Source organism: Bacillus sp. EKM420B, assembly GCF_011065565.1.
Lineage (GTDB): Bacteria > Bacillota > Bacilli > Bacillales > Bacillaceae > Bacillus > Bacillus velezensis.
This window is the reverse complement of sequence record NZ_JAAMNX010000003.1, coordinates 252,922-274,668: the sequence shown is the minus strand read 5'-3', so window position 1 is coordinate 274,668 and position 21,747 is coordinate 252,922. Positions and strand designations below refer to the sequence as shown.

The window sequence follows — 21,747 nt, the reverse complement described above, 5'->3', positions numbered from 1 at the left end:
GTTCGCCAAATTTTTCAAGCCCCGCCTGAAGCGAGCTTGATGTAAAACGAAAACAGCTCTTCTCCGTATAAATAACTCAAAGCGCTCCCGGCTGAGATGGCCGGCGCAAACGGAAATGGCTGCTTTTTACCAAGCCTGCCCCGGGCTGCGGCGCACATACCGTATACGGCTCCGATCATAACGGAAAGAAAGAATGCAATGAGCACGAGCTTCACGCCGAGCGTCAGGCCGATCACCCCAAACAGTTTCACATCACCTGCGCCGATGCCTCCTTTACTGACAAACATGATAAAAACTAGCAGAAAAAATCCGCAAACAGCTCCGGCAAAACCCGCATACCATGAATCCAGCGGAGAAAACATACGGCCGGCGATGAAAAGCGGAAGAAAAAACAGCAGAACTTTGTCAGGAATCAGCATATATTGCAGATCCGTCATAGTAACAATCATGAGCAGAGACAGAAATAACAGCGCGACTAACAGTTCTTTTGAGAAACCGAAATGAATGCCTGCAGCCGTGAATAAACACGCCGTCCAGCATTCCGCCGCCGGATACATAACCGACAGCTTCGCACGGCAGTTTCTGCATCTGCCTCTTTGCAGAATATAGGAGACGACGGGCACAAGCTCCCCCCAGGAGAGCGGCAAGCCGCAGAACGAGCAGGCTGAACGCGGCGAAATAACCGAGATTCGAAGCGGGATACGGCACGCTGCTGTATAAAAAAAAGAACCGAAAATCAAGCCGAGAAAAAACAGAATCAAAAGCACTCAGACCACACCTTTACTATCAATCTGGCTCAGATTATAGCAAAGAAAAACACCATGACTGAAATGGCTGAAAATATATTTTCAGCATAAAAACACCCGGCAAAACCGGAAAATGGTCTGCCGGGCATCCGAGGGGCTGTCAGATAAGCCGCTTTCTCATTTCTGAAATAAAATATAAGGAGCCGGTAATGATGATGACATCATCCGCCCCGTCTTTTTGTTCTATCCATTCTTTCACACTGTCCGGGTTCTCATCGAAGCTCTTAGACGCAAGACTGCTTGCATTGTAAAGAGCTTCGGCGCTTGAAGCACGCGGAAAGTCAAATGATACAAAGTGAATGGAATCTGCTTCGGTTTCAAGCTTTTTAATCATTTCCTGATACGGTTTGTCTTTTAATGCGCTGAATACGACATGGACGTTTTTATCGGCAAAGCGCTGCCTGATCGTTTCTGTCAGCGTTTCAACGCCCTCTTCGTTATGCGCGCCGTCCGCAAACACTAAAGGGCGGCTTTGAAGACGTTCAAACCGGCCCGGCCAGGAAGCTTTTTTCAGGCCGTTTCGCATCGCTTCTTCTGAAATGACTGCGGCTTCCAGGCGATTCAGCCATTCAGCGGCCAATATCGCCAATGCCGCATTCTGCCTTTGGTGAATGCCGATCAGCGACGTTTGAATGTTTTCATAGCATTTCGTTTCTGTTTCCAGCGAAAAGCTTTCGCCGGACGGAAGCGCCGCTTCATTAAACAGTCTGCACGTTTTATAAAGTGACTGATACGGAGCCTGCTTTTTTTCGGCTTCCGCTTCAATAACGCCGAGTGCTTCCGGCTGATTGACGCCCGTAATGACCGGAATGGAATTTTTAATGATACCGGCTTTCTGCCCGGCGATCTCCTCGATGGTATTGCCTAAAATGGCCATATGGTCATGTCCGATACTTGTAATGACCGACAGGAGCGGTTTCACAATATTGGTTGAATCAAATGTGCCGCCGAGCCCCGCTTCAAAAATAACAAAATCGATATCAGCCCGCTTCGCAAAATATAAAAATGCACACGCTGTAATGATTTCAAATTCTGTCACCGTTCCGGCATCAGTCTTATCAAGCTCATCGACTATCGGTTTTATGTCATTAACAAGCGTTCTCCATTCCTCATCGGTAATCGGCGTGCCGTTGACGCTGATACGCTCATTAAACGTAATCATGTAAGGCGATGTGAACGTGCCGACCGTATAACCGGCTTCTTGAAGCACGGAACGGATAAAAGAGACGGTTGATCCTTTGCCGTTTGTGCCCGCCACATGAATGGCGCGAATGTTCTTTTCCGGGTGTTCCAGTTTTTCCATCAGCTTTTCCATACGGAGAAGGCCCGGCTTAACGCCGAACTTGAGTCTGCCGTGAATCCAGCTGATCGCTTCTTTGTACGTATTAAACAATGAAATCCCCTCTTTTATACGACAAGGCGGTTTCTTAGGAAACCGCCCCGCTGTTTTATCAGCCTTTCAGCTCTGCAATCCGCTGCCGGACAGCTTCGCGTTTTGCCGTGTAGTCTTTCTCTTTTCCGCGTTCTTCTTCAATGACATGCTCAGGAGCTTTTTTAATGAATCCTTCGTTGCCGAGTTTTTTCTGAACGCGTTCGACTTCTTTTGTCAGCTTGTCGAATTCTTTTTGCAGACGGGCGATCTCCTCATCAATGTTAATCAGCCCTTCAAGCGGCAGAATGACTTCCGCTCCGGTGACGACCGCTGTCATCGCTTTGTCTGCCGCAGTGATATCCGTCCCGATTTTCAGCGTGCTCGGATTCGTAAAGCGTTCAACGTAAGAACGGTTCTTCTCAAGGCGGCCGGCAATGTCTTCGGTAGATGTTTTAATGTAAAGTTCAACCTGCTTGCTCATCGGCGTGTTGACTTCGCTCCGGATATTGCGGACAGAACGGATTAATTCAACGAGCAGTTTCATATCCGCCGCTGCCTCTTTATCCGTATGTTCCGGCACCGGAACCGGCCAAGAGCTGATCGTGATTGACTCGCCTTCATGAGGAAGGTGCTGCCAGATTTCTTCCGTTAAGAATGGCATAAACGGGTGAAGAAGACGCATCGTCTGGTCAAGCACGTATGCCAGAACAGACCGGGTTGTTTTCTTCGCCGCTTCATCTTCCCCGTACAGCGGAAGCTTCGCCATTTCGATATACCAGTCGCACACATCGTCCCAGATAAAGTTGTACAGGTGGCGTCCGACTTCACCGAATTCATAACGATCCGCAAGCTGTGTTACGTCTTCTATCGTTTCATTCAGTCTTGTCAGGATCCACTTATCAGCAACTGATTTTTCACCGGACAGATCAAGCTCGTCATACGTCATGCCGTCCATGTTCATTAATGCAAAACGGGAGGCGTTCCAAATTTTATTTGCGAAATTCCATGTGGATTCCACTTTTTCATAGCTGAAACGGAGATCCTGTCCCGGTGAACTTCCGGTTGCCAGGAAATAGCGCAGGGAATCCGCTCCGTACTTGTCGATGACATCCATCGGGTCCACGCCGTTCCCAAGGGATTTACTCATTTTTCTGCCCTGCTCGTCACGGATTAAGCCGTGAATCAGCACGTCTTTGAACGGACGCTCGCCGGTAAACTCAAGACCTTGGAAAATCATCCGGGATACCCAGAAGAAAATGATGTCATATCCCGTTACAAGAACATCGGTCGAGTAATACCGCTTAAAGTCTTCAGCGTTTTCATCAGGCCAGCCCATTGTAGAAAACGGCCAAAGCGCGGAGCTGAACCATGTATCAAGCACGTCTGAATCCTGTTCCCAATTTTCGCTGTCCTCAGGCGCCTCAAGGCCGACGTACACTTCTTTTGTTTCTTTATGATACCAAGCCGGGATGCGGTGGCCCCACCACAGCTGACGGGAAATACACCAATCACGGATGTTTTCCATCCAGTGCAGGTACGTTTTCTCGAACCGGTCAGGAACGAAGTGAACTTTCTCTTCTTTTGCCTGAAGGTCAACCGCAGCATCGGCCAGCGGCTGCATTTTGACAAACCATTGTGTGGACAGGTACGGCTCAACAACGGCGCCGCTTCTCTCACTGTGGCCGACGGAATGCATATGGTCTTCGATTTTAAAGAGAACGCCGGATTCCTGAAGATCTTTGACGAGTTTTTTGCGGCATTCAAACCGGTCCATGCCGTTATATTGCAGCGCTTTTTCATTCATTGTTCCGTCTTCATTCATGACGAGAATCCGCTCTAAATTGTGGCGGTTTCCGAGTTCAAAGTCATTCGGGTCATGGGCAGGCGTGATTTTAACGGCGCCTGATCCGAATTCCATATCAACATAATCATCGCCGACGATCGGAATTTCGCGGTTTGTAATCGGCAGAATCACCGTTTTGCCGATTAAGTGCTTGTAGCGCTCATCTTCAGGATGAACCGCGACAGCCGTGTCGCCAAGCATCGTTTCCGGACGGGTGGTCGCGATTTCAATTGAGCCTGAACCGTCTGCTAACGGGTAGCGCAAATGATAAAACGCGCCCTGTACGTCTTTGTAAATCACTTCAATATCGGATAAAGCCGTTTTTGTGGCAGGGTCCCAGTTGATGATATATTCGCCTCTGTAAATCAAGCCTTTTTCGTACAACTTGACGAATACTTCACGCACGGCTTTGTTCAGCCCTTCATCAAGAGTGAAACGTTCGCGTGAATAATCGAGTCCGAGTCCCATCTTGGCCCATTGGCTGCGGATGAAATCAGCATACTCTTCTTTCCACTTCCACGTTTCTTCTAAAAATTTTTCACGGCCGAGGTCGTAACGGCTTGTGCCCTGCTCGCGGAGTTTCGCTTCGACTTTTGCCTGAGTGGCGATGCCGGCGTGATCCATGCCCGGAAGCCAGAGCACGTCATAGCCCTGCATGCGTTTCATACGTGTAACGATATCTTGCAGCGTCGTATCCCACGCATGTCCGAGGTGCAGCCTGCCCGTCACGTTCGGCGGCGGAATGACGACAGAATACGGCTGTTTCGTTTGATCGCCGCCCGCTTCAAAATATTTTCCTTTCAGCCAAAAATCATAGCGGCCTTTTTCAATCGCAGACGGATCATATTTTGTCGGCATTGTTTGTTCGTTTGTATCCATGATAACCCTCCAGCATGTTTAGAAATGGCTGAGCAACTAAAAAAGAGCCTTCATCCTGATAAAGGACGAAAAGCTCTTTCGCGGTACCACCTTTTTTCATGAACAGATTTGTTCATGCACTTAAACGGATAACGGGTGCGGCCCGAATTTCTCTACTGTATGTTCAAGAAATTGTGCTCCCGGGCGACCTTCCAATGAGACGGCATAAGAAGCCTTTCAGCACAGTAGCTTCTCTCTCTTCATGCGTCTTTCTTGTACTCTTCCCGTTCAAAGCAGGTGTATTTATATCAGCTCATGATCTTATTTATTATGTTCTTTATTATAGTAAAAGTGTTTTTGATTCGTCAATCATCTTTTCCAAAAAACGCTGCCGTCATACATAAATGGGCATGCACCCCGCCCTTTCCCTTACATACGATACATAGAAAGGCGAATGTGAGGAGGAATTGCCCGTGAGAAAAAAATTCAATTCTTATTCGCTCCCCCAGTGGGCCAGACAGGTCCGCCTTGTATCCGTGCAAGTCATTATCCCGATTACGATCTTTCAGGGGATCAGGACGATTTTCTTTCCGACGACTTTTGATGTCCTGCTGCTTGCCATCCTGCTGTTTTTAGCGTGCGCCCTGCATTTGGATTGGATATAAAAAAACGAGTCCCGTTATGAAGAGGACTCGTTTTCCGCTTTTATTTTTTTCTCCCGCTCAATCTGATGAACCTTCATGAGAAAAGGTTCAACATTTTTCATCTGCCAAAACGCTCTTAATAATTGCGTGCACTCTTCTTTTTCAGAGCCCCTTTGGCCGGTCTGATACCGTTTCAGCACTTTGTACATGGCGGACGGATAAGCCATATAGCTGAGAAACAGGCTGATTTCCGCTTCACGGAGCGGGAATGATTTGTGATACGTATAAAACCAGTCCAGGCATTCCGGACATGCTTTCGGATAGCTTCTGAACATTCTGGAGTAAAAGCTGAGCAGGTCATTTTGCGGAGGACCCAGCGCAGCTTTCTCGAAATTTGTGAAAAAGCCCGATCCCGCATCATTATACAGAAAGTGGCGGCTCGATAAACTGCCGTGGTTGATCACCGCTCTCGTCTTGTCATGATCCTTTGCCGCGTCAAACCATTCTTCTAGACGTTCGAGAGCAAAATTGACGGCGGAAACCGTTTCTGTAAGATACGTAACAGCCTGCAGTTCAAAAGGTGAAAGGTACCACTCTTTTTCCGCCCGGTCGGCGAATTGTTCATAGACAAGTTTATCATTTTCCCAATCTCTTTTCGTTGCTTCATAAAAGCGGCTGATATCTTCAGTCCGGATTTGGATGTCCCGCACAGTCGCAGAATGGAGCTTCGCGACCTCTTTAAAAAGGTAAACATGTTTTTGGTCCCGTTCTTCTTCCTGATCGTACTGAAGCCAAGGCATTAAATAATAAGAATTCTCCGTCTGTCTTCCCGCAAAAAAATCGCCTGCATACGTGCGGCAGATCGGCACAAATGATCGGTAGCCTTTCTCCTCAATCTCAATCATAAGATCCGTAAATTCACTGCTGCGGGCCGGCTTGAGCTGTTTCAAAGCAAAAATGCCGTAGTTTGAGTAGACCTTCCAAACATGCGGGCTGACAGGCTCAATGTACTCAGCCGTCAGCCCGTATTCCTGAAGCACTGATTGGACTGCTTCCATTCCATTCACCACATTTTTACGGCCTCTTTGTGCTTACACATGGCTGTTATTATATTCAGGTATATACAGAAGCTGACCTTCCTCAAGCTCGTCATCAAACGATAAAGCATTCGTTCGGATGAGCTGCTGGGATGTAATGTCATATCGTTCACACACCCGGTCGATTGTATCTTGCTGCTGTACGATACAAATTTTCATTCTTGAAAACTTTTCTTCTTCCCTTGTAAATAATTTTGTCAAGTAATGAGAGTTGTCATTTTCCTTCTGCTCGGTTCCCGGTGCCGCTTCTTCATTCTTTCTTTCAGGCTTAAGCGGCTCAGGCTGTTCAGCTTGCGCCGGCTCCTCCGGCGGCAGTTTGGAAAACTGAAAAGACAAATCGAGAGGCTTCCCGGTTTCCTCCTCCGGCGGCGCCATCTTCCTTACCTCAATTTCAAACCCTTCTTCATCATGAGCCTCTTCTTCAAGCAGCTTAGGAGCGCTGTAAAACTCCTCTTCCTGCCGTTCCGGAACGAACTCACGATAAACGGGCGCCTGCTCTTCTTGAAAAACCGCAGGCTCACCTTCGTCTTCTGCCGCCTTATGATCGCTCTGACGGAGAAGCGGCTCGGCCTCTGGCTGCTCTTCTTTTTGAAGGAAGGGCTGTTCCGCAATTTTTGGTTTTTCTGCATGCGGAGTCAGAGTGAAAGCAGGGAAAACCGGTTCGATATCATCTTTTGGCTCTTCCTGCGCTTCTGCTGAATCATCCTCAAATACGGGTTCATTCCTCACAGCTGACATGATTGCAGGCTCCTCAGCTTCTTCCGGCTCTTCTTCGTGCTGGAAGGAAACGGGAGGAGGAGGCTCAGTAAAGGAAACAGGTTTCGGCACCTCTTCTTGCTCCCTCAGAAGCGGGGCTGCTTCCTGCTCTTCTTCTTCTTGCTCCCTCAAAATCGGGGCTGCTTCCTGCTCTTCTTCTTGCTCCCTCAGAATCGGAGCTGCTTCCTGCTCTTCTTCCTGCTCCCTCAGAATCGGGGCTGTTTCCTGCTTTTCTTCCTCCTGCCTGAGTAAAGGCGGGATTTCTTCCTCGTTCTTCTCTGTTTCTTGTGCTGCTTCTTCTGATACAGTCAAAGGTATTTCAGGCTCATGGCGTATCATTAATTCTGGTTCATTTTCGTCCTCAGAATGATGTCCGGCAAGATTGATCATTTCTTCTCTGGCAAATTCAGGCGCCACGTACAAAGGGATCTCCGGCTCTTTTGGCTCGGATTCCTCAAGCAGCCCTTCAATTGCCAAATCAGCTTGAATGGTTAAGATCCTTGAATCCGTCAGCTGATAATCAAAGGCATCAATAAATACGAAAACATCATTGAGGTGGCTCACTTTATTTTTCGGAATCGTGATGTCCACCGGGAAACAATGAATGAGCTCGGCCGTACCATCCTCCCTCGCCCTCACTTCCTCTACATGCCTCAGCTCACTATTAAGCTCTTCAAAATGACTGCTGTGATCTATGTTGTACTCGCCAGTAAGTTCTAATGACCCTTTAATTGAGACATAATCATTTACTTCCTGCACCCTGATGTCAGGGTCTAATGAAATCGAAAGTAATTCAGAAACTTCCTGTCCTTTTTGGAAACAGATTGATTCTTCAACAGAAAATTGCAATCGGTGATTATGCGGCAAGTTCATATCCTCCTTTCATCTAATCCATACAATTAGATGTCACTAAAGGTGTATGCCGCAATCCGGGAAAATATGATAATGGAGGCATTGAAAAAAGCCGATACAAGTCTTGCTTGCATCGGCTTTTCGGTATCAGCGGCTGATCGCCTGGAACACTTTCTCAGCGGCTTGAATGGTATTTTCAATATCCTCCATTGTATGCGCAGTGGAGAGAAACAATCCTTCAAATTGAGACGGCGGCAGAAATACGCCTGCGTCGGCCATCCCTTTATAATACTTGGCGAACAGCTTTAAATCAGAAGATTTGGCTGCTTCATAGTTAATGACAGGCTCATTGGTGAAAAAGAAGCCGATCATTGACCCCGCCCGGTTAAACGTGTGCGGAATGCCATGTGCTGCAGCTGCTTTTGAAATGCCTTCTTCAAGCATATCGCCTTTTTTCACAAATTCTTGGTAAGATTCAGGTGTGAGCTGCTGTAATGTCTCAAGTCCCGCTGTCATGGCAAGCGGATTTCCTGACAATGTTCCCGCCTGGTAGATCGGACCGCTCGGCGCGATTCGTTCCATGATTTCGGCTTTGCCGCCATACGCACCGACAGGAAGACCGCCGCCGATGACTTTGCCGAGACACGTTAAATCAGGCGTCACGCCGAAATATCCTTGCGCACAGTTATAGTCCACGCGAAAACCGGTCATGACCTCATCAAAAATGAGCAGCGCACCATACTGTTCCGTAATGTCGCGAAGTCCTTGTAAAAAGCCTTCCTGCGGCGGAACAACACCCATATTGCCTGCTACCGGTTCAACAATGACCCCGGCAATATCTTCACCGTACTCCCGGAATGCGAGTGCAACGCTTTCCAAGTCGTTGTATGGAACGGTAATCGTATTCATTGCTATTCCTTCCGGTACGCCCGGGCTGTCCGGCAGGCCGAGTGTCGCCACTCCGGATCCCGCTTTGATCAGCAGCGAATCACCATGGCCGTGGTAACAGCCTTCAAATTTCAAAATTTTGTTGCGGCCGGTATATCCTCTTGCCAGACGCAGAGCGCTCATTGTCGCCTCTGTGCCGGAGCTGACCATCCGCACGATTTCAACAGACGGCACACGGTCAATGACCAATTTGGCCAGTTCGTTTTCCACTTCAGTAGATGCCCCGAAACTTGTCCCGTTCTCGGCTACTTTTTTCAGGCTTTCAACGACCTGGTCGTTCGTGTGGCCCAAAATGAGCGGCCCCCAGCTCAAGACGTAGTCGATATATTCATTGCCGTCAATATCAAAAATTTTCGATCCTTTTCCGCGCTGCATAAAGATCGGGTCCATATCAACTGATTTAAACGCGCGCACCGGGCTGTTCACTCCGCCCGGCATCAGTTTCTGCGCTTCTTTAAAAGCGGCTTTTGATTTTTCATAGCTTCTCATCTGCCTCAGCTCCCGTCAAATGAAATCGTTACTCAGCAAGCCATTTTGCTGCGTCTTTTGCATGATACGTCATAATCAGATCGGCTCCTGCACGTTTCATGCCCGTTAAAATTTCCAGCACCATTTCTTTTTCTTTAATCCAGCCGTTTTGGGCTGCCGCTTTCACCATGGAATACTCCCCGCTCACATTATATGCGACCAGCGGCAGGTGATGGCGGTTTTTCACATCACGCATAATATCTAAGTATGACATAGACGGTTTGACGATTAAAAAGTCAGCGCCTTCTGCCGCGTCTGATTCAGCCTCACGTAGCGCTTCCAGGCGGTTGGCCGGATCCATCTGATATGTTTTTCGGTCACCGAACTGCGGCGTGCTGTCAGCCGCGTCGCGGAACGGACCGTAAAATTCACTTGAATATTTCACGGCATAAGACATGATCGGAATATTCGTGAAGCCTTCTTTGTCGAGCGCTTCCCTGATCACTGTGACAAAACCGTCCATCATATTTGAAGGAGCGATGATGTCAGCGCCGGCTTTAGCCTGGCTGACGGCTGTCTGCGCCAGCAGTTCAAGCGACTCGTCATTCAGGATTACTCCGTCTTTCACGACGCCGCAATGGCCGTGATCCGTGTATTCACAAAGACATGTATCAGCGATGACGATCATTTCAGGATAATGCTTTTTAATTTCAGCAATCCCTTTCTGCACAATGCCGTGATCGTGAAAAGCCTGGGTACCGCAGGCGTCTTTTTCTTCCGGCACGCCGAAAACGATGACCGACTTAATGCCGAGCGATATCAGCTCAGCCATTTCATCCTTTAACAAATCGAGTGATACATGATAAACCCCCGGCATGGAAGGAACTTCTTTTTTTCCTTCGAGTCCTTCAACGACAAATAACGGGTAAATAAAATCTGAAGGGTGAAGACGTGTTTCTTTTACTAAATCTCTCATCGCAGCGTTCGCGCGCAAACGGCGGTGTCTGTTAAATGTTTGATTCATCATTATCTATCCTTTCCCGACATGCTGCACATGACGTCCAGCATGCCTTCAATCGTATAGGTGTCAGGCACATGGGATGAGATCCCGTATTCCAAGAGCGCTTTCTCTGTCAAAGGGCCGATGCTGATATAGCTCGCACCGCTGTTTTCCCACGCTTTTTCTCCGTCTCCGACCGCATGCATAAACGTATGCACCGCCGATGAGCTGGTAAACGTAATAAAATCAAAATGAGAGCGGGATGCAGCCCGTCTCAGCTCGTCCATGCCTTTTTCATCCTGAATGGTATTGTATAACACCCATTCCCTTATTTGATAGCCAAGCGGCTCAAGCTCCGCTTTTATGACATCGCGTGATAAATTGCCCTTTATCACTGAAATGGGTTCGGCAGCTGATGCGTGCCGTTTTAAAGTATCAGCCAGACATTCCGCCACATACTCGTCAGGCATCGCATCCGTCCGGGCTCCCCGCTCTTTCAGGGCGCGCGCAGTCTTTTCACCGACGGCTGCGATTTTTTTCCGTCCCGGAAGCGCAAGGCCATGCTGACCAAGGTAGGAAAAAAAGAACCGGACACCGTTTACGCTTGTAAACACAAGCCAGCCCGGTTCAGAAAGGTCTTCCCGCAGACTGTCCGCACATTCATCCGGGAGCGCTTCCTGAAAAGCGATCAGAGAGGCGGAAACAGCCGTTCCGCCGAGCGCCTCCACTTTTTTTCGGAACGGTGCTGCCTGTCTTTTGTTCCGGGTGACGAGCACGGTCTTTCCTTGTAAAGGAAGGTCAATTGCCATCCTGATCGAGCTCCTGTTTCACGCTGTCGATTAGTGCTTTGGCTCCTTTTTCAGACATCATCGCCGCACAGCGTTTCCCGATTTCTTCCGGATCATGTCCCGCCGCTGTTTCTTTATAAATCGTCTTTCCGTCCGGAGACGCGACAAGACCGACCAATTCAACCTCATCACGGTCATTGACGGACGCATACCCGGCTATCGGCACTTGGCAGCCGCCTTCCATCGCGTGTAAGAAAGCCCGTTCGGCTGCCACAGTGCGCTGCGTATACTCATCGGTAAATTGCGCAAACAGCTTCAAAAGCTCTTCATCCGACTCTCTGCATTCAATGGCAAGAGCGCCTTGGCCGACCGCAGGCAGACAGCGGTCCGGTTCGAGGAATTCAGATACGACATCATCTTTCCAGCCCATTCTCGAAAGCCCCGCAGCCGCTAAAATAATAGCATCGTAATCTTCCGTTTCAAGCTTTTGAAGTCTCGTATCGATATTGCCTCTGATCCACTTAATTGTAAGATCAGGGCGTTCAGCAAGAATCTGGGCGCTTCTTCTTAAACTGCTGGTGCCGATGATGCCCCCTTCTTTTATGCCGTCCAGCTTTTGATGCCCTTTTGAAATGAGCGCATCACGCGGATCTTCACGTTTCGGTATGCAGCCTATGACAAGACCCTCAGGCAAAACGGCGGGCATGTCTTTCATGCTGTGAACCGCCATATCAATCTCCTGATGCAGCAGTGCCTGTTCAATCTCTTTGACAAACAAACCTTTGCCGCCCACTTTTGACAGTGTAACATCGAGGATGCGGTCGCCTTTTGTGACAATCTCCCGGATTTCAAAGTCATAGGAAGGATTCAATTCCTTCAGTTTGTTAATCACCCATTTTGTCTGGGTCATAGCCAGTTTGCTCCGTCTGGAACCTACCTTAATCGTTCTCATTTTCTTTCCTCCCGAATCTGTTTGGGCGCGTGCGTTAACTGAACCAATGGAATTGTGACAGGCTTCCGAGCAGGAAGTAATTAATCATCAGCACGAGAAAACATGCTGAATTCCATAACGCCGCCACTTTCCCCTGCAGTTCCTTAATCATTCTGATATATAAATAGTAGCTGTATAAAAGCAGCACAATAAACGAGCCGAGCACTTTTGAATCAAACCAGTACAGCGTTTCCAGCGACACATACGCCCAGATCACGCCTAATATCAGGCTCAACAGCAGCATCGGAACCCCGATGACATTTAAAACGTAAGCCATATAATCAAGTTTTGACAAATCTTCAATTCTCAACAGCCATTTTCCCCATTTTTTCTTCTTTAATAAAGAATATTGAAACTGATAAAGAAGCGAAAAGACAAAAGAAAGGGAAAAAGCGCCGTAAGACAGAATCGCCATAGTAATATGAATGACCAAAAGCTCTGAGACCAGCTGGCCGGAAAAGGCGGCCGAATGCTGATCCGTCGGTGAAAACGTATGGATCGCAATCATCGAGAAACCGATGACATTCGTGAAAAACACGATAAAATCAACCCGCAGAATCTGCGTGACCACAAGTGAGAGCGTGACAAGCACCCACGCATAAAAGTAAAGGGCCTCTGTAATATTCAAGACCGGAAATCTGCCCGTCTGCCACATGAAATAAGAAAGATAGACGGTTTGCAGAGTCCAGACAATAGAAAGCAACCAGAAGGCTATTTTTCCAGCCTTCCGGTTGTGTTGAAGAAAATCTATAAAGTAAAAAAGGACGCTTACTGCATAAATAACAATTGTCGCTTCATTAAGTCTTGCCATTGCTGTATCAATCATACAGCCCTCACTCACTTACAAGCGGACGTAAGCCCGTTTTTGCTTCTGCCTTTTGAAACGAATGAACCGTCTGGCGGTTATCCAGGCTTTTGTCCAGCTGGCGGCCGGCCTCTTCCTCAATATCGAAAATCTGCATAAACAGCTTCAGCTTTTCATCTGAATCCGCTTCAGCCGCAAGCTCTTTCGCTTTCAGAATCGGGTCGCGCAGCATTTGGTTAATGATGCTTTTCGTATGTTTGCTGAGAAGTTTTTTCTCTCTTACCGTCAGATGAGGCAGCTTGCGCTCAATGCTCTGCATCGTATCGGACTGGATGGACAGCGCCTTTTCACGCAGCGCCGAAATGACCGGCACGACGCCGAGCGTATTAAGCCACTGCTTAAACTCAACAATTGCCGCTTCAATAAACAGCTCGACTTTTTCAGCGGTTTCGCGGCGTTCTTGTAAGTTGGCTTCAACGATTCCTTCAAGGTCATCAATATCGTACAGAAAAACACCTTCAAGATCGTTAAGCGCCGGATCGAGGTCTCTTGGCACAGCGATATCCACCATAAATAACGGACGGCCTTTCCGCTGTCTGCCCGCTCTCTCCATCATCTCTTTAGACACGACGAAATCACTTGCGCCTGTCGAACTGATTAAAATATCAGCTTCAGCGAGTGCATGTTCAAGCTGGTTTAAGCTGCGCGCTTCTCCGGAGAAACGGTCAGCAAGCGCTTTTGCCTTCAAAAACGTTCTGTTGATGACCGTTACTTTGCCGATACCCTGACCGTGCAGGTTTTCTGCGGCGAGCTCGCCCATTTTTCCCGCACCGAGAATCAAAATGTGCTTATTTGACAATGAGCCGAAGATTTTTTTCGCGAGTTCAACGGCGGCGTAACTGACTGAAACGGCATTGGCGCCGATATCGGTTTCGGCATGCGTGCGTTTGCCGACGGTCACCGCCTGTTTAAACAGCTCATTGAAAATGGTGCCGATCGTCTTTTCTGCCTGCGCCGTTTTAAAGCTCGAGCGGACCTGGCCGAGTATTTGCGTCTCTCCGATGACCATGGAATCCAAACCGCACGCCACACGGAATAAATGCTCGATCGCCGCGTCGCTCTCATAAAATTTCAGAAACGGAGACAGCTCTTCTTTCGGCAGCGAGAACCATTCGGATAAAAATGTCTTTATATAATAACGGCCGGTATGAAGCTGGTCGACCACCGCATATATTTCGGTGCGGTTGCAGGTTGACACGATAATGTTTTCAAGAACGCTTTTTTCTTCTTTTAAACGGAGCATCGCTTCTGCAAGCTCATCCGGCTGAAAACTTATTTTTTCGCGTATTTCAATAGGGGCGGATTTATAATCTACTCCCACAACAAGAATATGCATCGCTTTCATGCACCCCCGTACATCGCAATTTATTTATAATCATTCTAACATAGAATTTATTATTTATAATAATTATAACATAGTTTCTTCGGGAAAATGTGAACAGATTTCAAAAATGTTATGCTATAGTATAAAAAGCTCGTTTCCACTGTAATCATCATACTAAAAATCCTTTACTGCGGGTAGGTGACAGGATGAAAAAAACATCAATTTTATTACCGGGACTTCTGCTAGCCGCTTCATTATTCGCATGGCTTCAGAGCGGACAGGTTCACCTGTTTGCGAATCAGGGGGAATGGCCGGTGCTCCTTATGCTCTTGGGAGCCGTGCTCTTGTATCAGGGCAAAAAGGAAGCGGCCGGGCCTCACGTCCTGATCGGCATGCTTCTTTTCGGCATAGGTTTACACTTTTTCGCCAAACCTGAGCTCTCATGGTGGCCGGGAGATTTTGAAATGATTCTCTTCGTCTTCGGATTCTCCTTATTTGCGGCTGCCAGAAAAGAATATGTATACGAAGCGGCTGCCATGATTGGTTTTTCCCTCTTTTTATACTTCTTTAAACAAATTACGGCGTGGCTGGAGTCCGTCCATATTCCGACGGAACACTTCAAAACATACTGGCCGTATGTTTTCATCGGAATCAGCCTTTTATTATTGTTTATCAAGCGGAACAAAACTATACGATAAAACCCAAAACGCACTGCGTTTTGGGTTTTTCATTACCGGCTGATCATTTTTTTAATGGCTCCCCATGCTTCATCTTTGCCTTTTTTCGTTTCAGAGGAAAATAAGATCAGCTCATCTTCAGGATCCATATCAAGCGTCTGTTTGACAACCTTTAAGTGCTTGTCCCATTTTCCTTTTGGAATCTTATCCGCTTTTGTCGCGATAACGATGACGGGAATGCCGTAATACTTCAGGAATTCATACATGTTCACGTCTTCAGCAGACGGCGCGTGCCTGAGGTCGACAATCTGCACGCAGGCTTTCAGCTCTTCGCGGGTCGTCATATAGGTTTCAATCATTCTCCCCCATGCTTCCCGCTCGCTTTTGGAAACTTTCGCAAATCCGTACCCGGGAACGTCGACAAAATGCAATTCATCATTGATGATGTAAAAGTTTAAAGTCTGTGTTTTCCCCGGTTTTGATGACGTTCTGGCCAAGTTTTTCCGATTGATTAATGAATTGATAAAAGATGACTTTCCTACATTTGATCTTCCCGCCAGCGCGATTTCCGGAAGCCCCCCATCAGGGTACTGTTCGGGTTTGACCGCGCTGATCACGATTTCTGACTTTGTGACTTTCATTTCTTCTCTCCTACTAAGGCATGTTCCAAAACGTCATCCAGGTGAGACACGAATATAAACTTCAGTCCTTCTCTGACGCTTTCTGGAATATCCTCTATATCTTTTTCGTTATCTTTAGGCGCAATAATAGTGGTCAGGCCCGCTCTGTGCGCGCCGAGCGCCTTTTCTTTCAGTCCGCCGATCGGAAGCACGCGGCCCCGCAGCGTGATTTCTCCCGTCATACCGACTTCGCGTTTTACCGCACGGTCCGTTAATGCTGAAACGAGCGCCGTGGCCATCGTAATTCCGGCAGAAGGGCCGTCTTTCGGCACCGCTCCTTCAGGGACATGGATATGAATGTCATACTTCTCATGGAATTTCGGGTCAATTCCGAGCTGCTCCGTTTTCGAGCGGACATAACTGAAAGCGGCCTGCGCGGATTCCCGCATGACATCTCCAAGCTTCCCGGTCAGAATCAGCTTTCCTTTTCCCGGTGACAATGACACTTCGATTGACAGCGTATCTCCGCCGACCGTCGTATACGCGAGCCCCGTGACAACCCCGATTTGATCTTCGGTTTCCGCCTGTCCGTATCTGAATATCCGTTTTCCGAGATAGTCGGCCAGATTTTTCTCTGTAACGGTAATGCGTTTTCTCTCCTCAGACACAATGGCTTTCGCAGCCTTTCGGCAAATGGCGGCAATCTGGCGTTCAAGCGTTCTCACGCCGGCTTCCCTCGTATAGTAGCGGATGATGTCCGTAATCGCCTGATCCCGAATCTGCAGGTTGCTCTTTGTGAGCCCGTGCTCTTTGATTTGTTTCGGCAGCAGGTGATCTTTCACAATCTCCAGCTTTTCGTTTTCAGTGTAGCCTGACAGGCTGATAATCTCCATTCTGTCTCTGAGAGGGCCCGGGATGGAAGCAAGGTTATTCGCAGTCGCGATAAACAGTACTTTCGATAAATCGAACGTCTCTTCAATATAGTGGTCGCTGAATGTGCTGTTTTGTTCCGGATCCAGCACCTCAAGCATCGCCGAAGACGGATCGCCTCTGAAATCAGATGACATTTTGTCGATCTCATCCAGGAGAAAAACCGGATTTTGTTTGCCGGCTTTTTTCATTCCCTGGATAATCCGGCCCGGCATCGCCCCGACGTATGTGCGCCGGTGCCCGCGGATTTCAGACTCATCGCGCACTCCGCCCAGTGAAATTCTCACAAAACGGCGCCCCATGCTCGTACTGATTGATTTTGCAAGAGATGTTTTACCGACTCCCGGAGGTCCGGCGAGACAAAGAATCGGCCCTTTCAGCGTTTTCGTCAGCTGTTTCACGGCCAAATACTCCAAAATCCGCTCTTTCACTTTCTCTAAGCCGTGATGCTCTTTATCTAAGATTTCCCCGGCTTTTTTTATATCAAGTTTATCTTCTGTTTCATCCGACCACGGAAGGGCGATGAGCCAGTCGATATAGTTGCGGATAACAGAGCTTTCCGCTGAGCTTGACGGCACTTTTTCGTAACGGCTTAATTCCTTAAGCGCCGTTTCTTTGACACGCTCAGGCATGCCTGCTTCTTCTATCTTTTCCGTGAGCGACTGAACTTCGCCGGTTTTTCCTTCTTTGTCGCCAAGTTCCTTCTGAATGGCTTTCATCTGTTCACGCAAGTAGTATTCCTTTTGAGTGCGTTCCATCGAACGTTTGACGCGCTGACCGATTTTTTTCTCAATCTCCAGCACTTCTTTTTCATTATGAATGGAACGAATGACCTTATTCAGACGTTCTTTAATATCCGCCGTTTCTAAAATGTCCTGCTTGTCCTTTAATTTCAGCGGGAGATGAGAAGCGACGATATCCGCCATTCTGCCGGGCTCTTCAATATCAGTCACAGCCGCATACGTTTCTGCGGAGATTTTTTTAGAAATTTTTATGTACTGGTCAAAATGGTCCAGCAGCGTCCGCATAAGCGCTTCGTCTTCCACGTCTTTTGAATCATCCTCATGCATCAGCTGTATATCGACCGAAGTATAATCTTCGAGTTCGGTGTATTCAAGGATCTGCGCCCGCTGAATGCCTTCTACAAGCACTCTGATCGTACCGTTGGGCAGCTTCAGCATCTGTTTAATTTTTGTATAAGTGCCGACGGCGAAAATATCCTCTTCACCCGGTTCGTCTATCGAAATATCCTGCTGAGTGGCTAAAAAAATCATATGATCATGCATCATTGCCTGTTCAAGAGCCTGAACCGACTTGTCACGGCCTACATCTAAATGTAAAACCATTGTCGGGTATACCAATAAGCCTCTTAAAGGGAGGAGCGGGATGCTGCGTTTTGTATCTTCTGCCATGTGACTGACACCTCCGTGACTTTAGTATGAACCATTATAATACAACTTTTTCATCGTTGTACAATTCCGGGATCGGGCTTTAATCGGCTTATCCGCCTGCCCTGTATATAAAACAGTCTCTTCGTAGTATACCCTTTCTTTCTGTTCTGAAAAAGGAAAAGATGTCCTCCATAAAAAAACCCCATTATAAAAATGGGGTTTATACAGATTCTTTATTCATTTGGATATCAAACGGTTTTTGTTCTGAAGGAGGGTCAACCAATATGACGTCAAGCACTTCCTGGAACGTTTTTACCGCTTTAATGGTGATTCCGTCTATTCGTTTCAGAATGGACTGCTGATTTTCATATGGGATAATGACCGTTTTTGCTCCGGCCTGTTTTGCGGCTTTAATTTTCGGAATGACGCCGCCGATCGGTTTGACAAGCCCCGTCAGGCTGATTTCTCCCGTCATCGCCACCGTATGGTCGATCGGGATGCGGTGAATCGCGGAAAAAATCCCCGCGGCCATCGCGATACCTGCTGAAGGTCCGTCAATCGGGCCTCCGCCCGGAAAATTGACGTGAATGTCATAGTCTGAAGGTTTGATGCCCATTGTGCGGAGAACCGTCAGAACATTTTCCACAGATCCCTTCGCCATGCTTTTGCGGCGGATCGACTTCGATTGGCTGCCGATGCTTTCTTCCTCTGCAATTCCCGTGATATTCAGGCTTCCTTTGTCCTGCGCAGGTGTGACATTCACTTCGATTTCCAGCAATGCGCCGCTGTTCGGCCCGTAGACGGCGAGTCCGTTCACGATGCCGACTTGCGGTTCATCGGCGATTTTCTGCTCATTTTTAGGTGTGAGCTGACTGGAATGAACAACCCATTCTATATCTTCTGTCGTGATTTCTTTTCTGTCCTCAGTCACCGCCATGCCGGCGGCGATCTGGATCATATTGACGGCTTCACGTCCGTTTCTCGTATATGCGGTCAGCACGCTGAGAGCTTCGTCAGAAATCTCTTTCTGAATTTTGTCGGCTGCTTTCTTCGCAACGATTTTAAGTTCATCCTTTTCCAGCTCGCGGAAAAATACTTCAAGACAGCGCGAACGGATGGCCGGCGGAATTTCAGTCGGCATTCTCGTTGTCGCTCCGATCAAACGGAAATCCGCCGGAAGCCCATTTTGAAAAATATCATGAATGTGATTCGGTATTTGCGTATTTTCTTCACTGTAATACGCACTGTCTAAAAATACTTTTCGGTCTTCAAGCACCTTCAGCATTTTATTCATCTGAATCGGGTGAAGCTCGCCGATTTCATCAATAAACAATACCCCGCCGTGAGCATGGGTCACAGCCCCCTGTTTCGGCTGCGGAATGCCTGCCTGGCCCATCGCACCCGCTCCCTGATAAATCGGATCATGCACTGAACCGATAAGCGGATCGGCAATCCCCCGTTCATCAAACCGCGCGGTCGTCGCATCAAGTTCAACAAAAACAGCCTGCTTTTGAAACGGTGACTGTTTATGTTTTTTCGCTTCTTCCAATACCAGCCGCGCCGCAGCCGTTTTACCGACTCCCGGAGGACCGTAAATAATGACGTGCTGCGGGTTCGGTCCGCAAAGCGCTGCTTTTAACGCTTTAATTCCGTCTTCCTGGCCGACAATGTCCTGAAAGCTTTTCGGCCGCACCTTTTCTGATAAAGGTTCTGTTAAACTGATGGCGCGCATTTTGCGCAGCTGTTCCATTTCCTTTTTTGATTCTTTATCTATCGTCACTTTTTGTGTTCGCTGGTTTTTGAGCAGATTCCAAAAATATAGTCCGATGACTATCCCGAAAAACAGCTGTACAAATAATGCGATCCCTGTCCAACTCATGCTGGTCCCTCCTGAAAAAACGATTTATGTATCCAATTCATTCCTCTGTCCGCTAGTATCTCCCAGCAAAGCCCGGAATAAACATTTTCAGAAGGGTCAGGACAAGAAAAAAAACCTCCTGATTAATTCGAGTCAGGAGGTTTTGTCGTGTTATGCTGATGTTTTATCTTGGCCGACAACAGTACCGTCTTTTAATACAAGACGCGGCGCTTCACCGTCTGCGACTGTCGCTCCGGTAATGACACATTTTTCAATATCATCGCGGGACGGCAGATCAAACATGACGTCAAGCATGATGCCTTCAATGATAGAACGCAGGCCGCGTGCGCCTGTTTTACGCTCGATCGCTTTTTTCGCAATTTCAGATAATGCCTCGCCTTCAAATTCAAGCTCGACATCATCAAGTTCTAACATTTTCTTGTATTGTTTGACGAGTGCGTTTTTCGGTTTAGTCAGAATTTCAACCAGTGCCGTTTCGTCAAGCTGCTCAAGGCTTGCAATGACAGGAAGACGGCCGATGAATTCAGGAATCAGACCGAAACGGAGCAAGTCTTCCGGAAGAACTTTAGAAAGCAGTTCTTCTTTTTCCAGGTCTGCCGCTTTATTATCAGAGCCGAAGCCGATGACTTTTTGTCCGAGACGGCGTTTGATGATTTGTTCGATGCCGTCAAATGCACCGCCGCAAATGAACAGAATGTTCGTCGTATCGATCTGGATGAATTCCTGATGAGGATGTTTGCGTCCTCCTTGAGGCGGCACGCTTGCAACCGTTCCTTCAAGAATTTTCAGCAGCGCCTGCTGAACGCCTTCGCCTGATACGTCGCGTGTAATGGACGGGTTTTCAGATTTCCGCGCTACTTTATCGATTTCATCGATATAAATAATGCCTTTTTCTGCTTTTTCCACATCATAGTCTGCTGCCTGAATCAGCTTGAGGAGGATGTTTTCTACGTCCTCACCGACATATCCGGCTTCAGTCAGAGATGTAGCGTCCGCGATCGCAAACGGAACGTTCAGAATACGCGCAAGCGTCTGGGCAAGAAGTGTTTTCCCGCTTCCAGTCGGTCCGATTAAAGAAATATTACTTTTAGAAAGTTCGACATCATCCACTTTACTGTTGGAATTGATGCGTTTGTAATGGTTGTATACCGCAACCGCAAGTGATTTCTTCGCCTGATCCTGTCCGATGACATATTCATTCAGAATCTCGCGGATTTCCTGCGGCTTCGGAACGTCTTTAAATTCGACTTCTTCTTCCGTACCAAGCTCTTCCTCTACGATTTCTGTACAGAGCTCAATACATTCGTCGCATATATATACACCCGGTCCTGCAACCAGCTTACGAACCTGATCTTGCGTTTTTCCGCAGAACGAGCATTTCAATTGTCCTTTTTCCTCGTTGAATTTAAACATTCTTTCACCCCTTAATCTTGTCTCACTTTTTCTTTTACCTGAAGGGCAAAAGAAAACGGTTCTTGCTACGATCGAGTATGTATTGCATTTTACCATACTTTCCAGTAAGACGGTAACAATGTGTTTCGCACTTGCACATTCTATATGTATGACGAAAAACAGCCCGGCAATGACTATCTTGCCCCAAGAAAAAGAGTTATATCATAATTGTACAAAACAAGGCAC

The 21,747-nt window shown here is 47.7% G+C and carries 17 protein-coding genes and 1 other annotated feature; of the genes, 2 read left to right on the top strand and 15 right to left on the bottom strand.

The window, feature by feature from the left end:
- Window positions 1-14: 14 nt before the first annotated feature.
- The 3 genes from G9F48_RS11375 to G9F48_RS11365 all read right to left on the bottom strand — a co-directional run bounded on the left by G9F48_RS11375 (window position 15) and on the right by G9F48_RS11365 (window position 4,900).
- Window positions 15-767, bottom strand: a complete 753-nt coding sequence (locus tag G9F48_RS11375) for a prepilin peptidase (RefSeq protein WP_060674737.1) — start codon at window positions 765-767, stop codon at window positions 15-17.
- A 139-nt stretch (window positions 768-906) separates the two neighbouring features.
- Window positions 907-2,199 carry a bifunctional folylpolyglutamate synthase/dihydrofolate synthase gene (locus G9F48_RS11370; protein WP_077722653.1) on the bottom strand — a complete coding sequence of 431 codons (1,293 nt, stop codon included), beginning with the start codon at window positions 2,197-2,199 and terminating at the stop codon, window positions 907-909.
- Window positions 2,200-2,257: 58 nt separating this feature from the next.
- Window positions 2,258-4,900 carry a valine--tRNA ligase gene (locus G9F48_RS11365; protein WP_070082171.1) on the bottom strand — a complete coding sequence of 881 codons (2,643 nt, stop codon included), beginning with the start codon at window positions 4,898-4,900 and terminating at the stop codon, window positions 2,258-2,260.
- Window positions 4,901-4,958: 58 nt separating this feature from the next.
- Window positions 4,959-5,180, bottom strand: a binding site (T-box leader).
- 172 nt (window positions 5,181-5,352) lie between these two features.
- Here G9F48_RS11365 and G9F48_RS11360 point away from each other — a divergent pair.
- A complete protein-coding gene (locus tag G9F48_RS11360) occupies window positions 5,353-5,544 on the top strand; it encodes a hypothetical protein (RefSeq protein ID WP_060674742.1) in 192 nt (63 codons plus the stop codon).
- Window positions 5,545-5,558: 14 nt separating this feature from the next.
- On the opposite strand, the gene ysxE is transcribed toward G9F48_RS11360, so the two are convergent.
- The 8 genes from ysxE to hemA form a co-directional block, all read right to left on the bottom strand.
- Complete coding sequence (ysxE, locus tag G9F48_RS11355) at window positions 5,559-6,581, bottom strand: spore coat protein YsxE (protein ID WP_070082724.1); 1,023 nt, start codon at window positions 6,579-6,581, stop codon at window positions 5,559-5,561.
- 33 nt (window positions 6,582-6,614) lie between these two features.
- Window positions 6,615-8,243, bottom strand: coding sequence for a LysM peptidoglycan-binding domain-containing protein (locus G9F48_RS11350; RefSeq protein ID WP_165409506.1), 1,629 nt, complete (start codon window positions 8,241-8,243; stop codon window positions 6,615-6,617).
- A gap of 132 nt (window positions 8,244-8,375) precedes the next feature.
- Window positions 8,376-9,665 carry a glutamate-1-semialdehyde 2,1-aminomutase gene (gene hemL / locus G9F48_RS11345; protein WP_165409505.1) on the bottom strand — a complete coding sequence of 430 codons (1,290 nt, stop codon included), beginning with the start codon at window positions 9,663-9,665 and terminating at the stop codon, window positions 8,376-8,378.
- A 28-nt stretch (window positions 9,666-9,693) separates the two neighbouring features.
- Window positions 9,694-10,668: a porphobilinogen synthase gene (gene hemB / locus G9F48_RS11340; RefSeq protein ID WP_003152632.1), complete on the bottom strand. Its 975-nt coding sequence runs from the start codon at window positions 10,666-10,668 to the stop codon at window positions 9,694-9,696.
- A 2-nt stretch (window positions 10,669-10,670) separates the two neighbouring features.
- A complete protein-coding gene (locus G9F48_RS11335) occupies window positions 10,671-11,453 on the bottom strand; it encodes a uroporphyrinogen-III synthase (RefSeq protein ID WP_156735613.1) in 783 nt (260 codons plus the stop codon).
- Complete coding sequence (hemC, locus tag G9F48_RS11330) at window positions 11,443-12,384, bottom strand: hydroxymethylbilane synthase (protein ID WP_077722658.1); 942 nt, start codon at window positions 12,382-12,384, stop codon at window positions 11,443-11,445. The genes G9F48_RS11335 and hemC overlap by 11 nt, the downstream gene beginning before the upstream one ends.
- A gap of 34 nt (window positions 12,385-12,418) precedes the next feature.
- On the bottom strand, window positions 12,419-13,249 hold the full coding sequence (locus G9F48_RS11325) for a cytochrome c biogenesis protein (RefSeq protein WP_003152629.1): 831 nt from the start codon (window positions 13,247-13,249) through the stop codon (window positions 12,419-12,421).
- Window positions 13,250-13,256: 7 nt separating this feature from the next.
- Window positions 13,257-14,624 carry a glutamyl-tRNA reductase gene (hemA, locus tag G9F48_RS11320; protein WP_003152628.1) on the bottom strand — a complete coding sequence of 456 codons (1,368 nt, stop codon included), beginning with the start codon at window positions 14,622-14,624 and terminating at the stop codon, window positions 13,257-13,259.
- A 194-nt stretch (window positions 14,625-14,818) separates the two neighbouring features.
- Between hemA and G9F48_RS11315 the strand changes: the two genes are divergently transcribed.
- On the top strand, window positions 14,819-15,310 hold the full coding sequence (locus G9F48_RS11315; RefSeq protein WP_014305520.1) for a hypothetical protein: 492 nt from the start codon (window positions 14,819-14,821) through the stop codon (window positions 15,308-15,310).
- 32 nt (window positions 15,311-15,342) lie between these two features.
- On the opposite strand, the gene yihA is transcribed toward G9F48_RS11315, so the two are convergent.
- From yihA to clpX, 4 genes are all read right to left on the bottom strand, one after another.
- Complete coding sequence (gene yihA / locus G9F48_RS11310; RefSeq protein WP_003152626.1) at window positions 15,343-15,930, bottom strand: ribosome biogenesis GTP-binding protein YihA/YsxC; 588 nt, start codon at window positions 15,928-15,930, stop codon at window positions 15,343-15,345.
- Window positions 15,927-18,251, bottom strand: a complete 2,325-nt coding sequence (gene lon / locus G9F48_RS11305; RefSeq protein WP_165409504.1) for an endopeptidase La — start codon at window positions 18,249-18,251, stop codon at window positions 15,927-15,929. Before lon ends, yihA begins: the two co-directional genes overlap by 4 nt.
- 199 nt (window positions 18,252-18,450) lie before the next feature.
- Entirely contained in the window at window positions 18,451-20,109 is a 1,659-nt protein-coding gene (lonB, locus tag G9F48_RS11300; RefSeq protein WP_165409503.1) for an ATP-dependent protease LonB, read from the bottom strand.
- A gap of 150 nt (window positions 20,110-20,259) precedes the next feature.
- On the bottom strand, window positions 20,260-21,522 hold the full coding sequence (gene clpX / locus G9F48_RS11295; RefSeq protein WP_003152620.1) for an ATP-dependent protease ATP-binding subunit ClpX: 1,263 nt from the start codon (window positions 21,520-21,522) through the stop codon (window positions 20,260-20,262).
- Window positions 21,523-21,747: the final 225 nt, after the last annotated feature.

Excerpts from the sequence above, each read along its gene's own strand:
- G9F48_RS11365 (WP_070082171.1), bottom strand. The coding sequence starts at position 4,900 with ATGGATACAAACGAACAAACAATGCCGACAAAATATGATCCGTCTGCG.
- ysxE (WP_070082724.1), bottom strand. The coding sequence starts at position 6,581 with ATGGAAGCAGTCCAATCAGTGCTTCAGGAATACGGGCTGACGGCTGAG.
- hemL (WP_165409505.1), bottom strand. The coding sequence starts at position 9,665 with ATGAGAAGCTATGAAAAATCAAAAGCCGCTTTTAAAGAAGCGCAGAAA.
- hemB (WP_003152632.1), bottom strand. The coding sequence starts at position 10,668 with ATGAATCAAACATTTAACAGACACCGCCGTTTGCGCGCGAACGCTGCG.
- G9F48_RS11335 (WP_156735613.1), bottom strand. The coding sequence starts at position 11,453 with ATGGCAATTGACCTTCCTTTACAAGGAAAGACCGTGCTCGTCACCCGG.
- hemC (WP_077722658.1), bottom strand. The coding sequence starts at position 12,384 with ATGAGAACGATTAAGGTAGGTTCCAGACGGAGCAAACTGGCTATGACC.
- G9F48_RS11325 (WP_003152629.1), bottom strand. The coding sequence starts at position 13,249 with ATGATTGATACAGCAATGGCAAGACTTAATGAAGCGACAATTGTTATT.
- hemA (WP_003152628.1), bottom strand. The coding sequence starts at position 14,624 with ATGCATATTCTTGTTGTGGGAGTAGATTATAAATCCGCCCCTATTGAA.
- G9F48_RS11315 (WP_014305520.1), top strand. The coding sequence starts at position 14,819 with ATGAAAAAAACATCAATTTTATTACCGGGACTTCTGCTAGCCGCTTCA.
- yihA (WP_003152626.1), bottom strand. The coding sequence starts at position 15,930 with ATGAAAGTCACAAAGTCAGAAATCGTGATCAGCGCGGTCAAACCCGAA.
- lon (WP_165409504.1), bottom strand. The coding sequence starts at position 18,251 with ATGGCAGAAGATACAAAACGCAGCATCCCGCTCCTCCCTTTAAGAGGC.
- lonB (WP_165409503.1), bottom strand. The coding sequence starts at position 20,109 with ATGAGTTGGACAGGGATCGCATTATTTGTACAGCTGTTTTTCGGGATA.
- clpX (WP_003152620.1), bottom strand. The coding sequence starts at position 21,522 with ATGTTTAAATTCAACGAGGAAAAAGGACAATTGAAATGCTCGTTCTGC.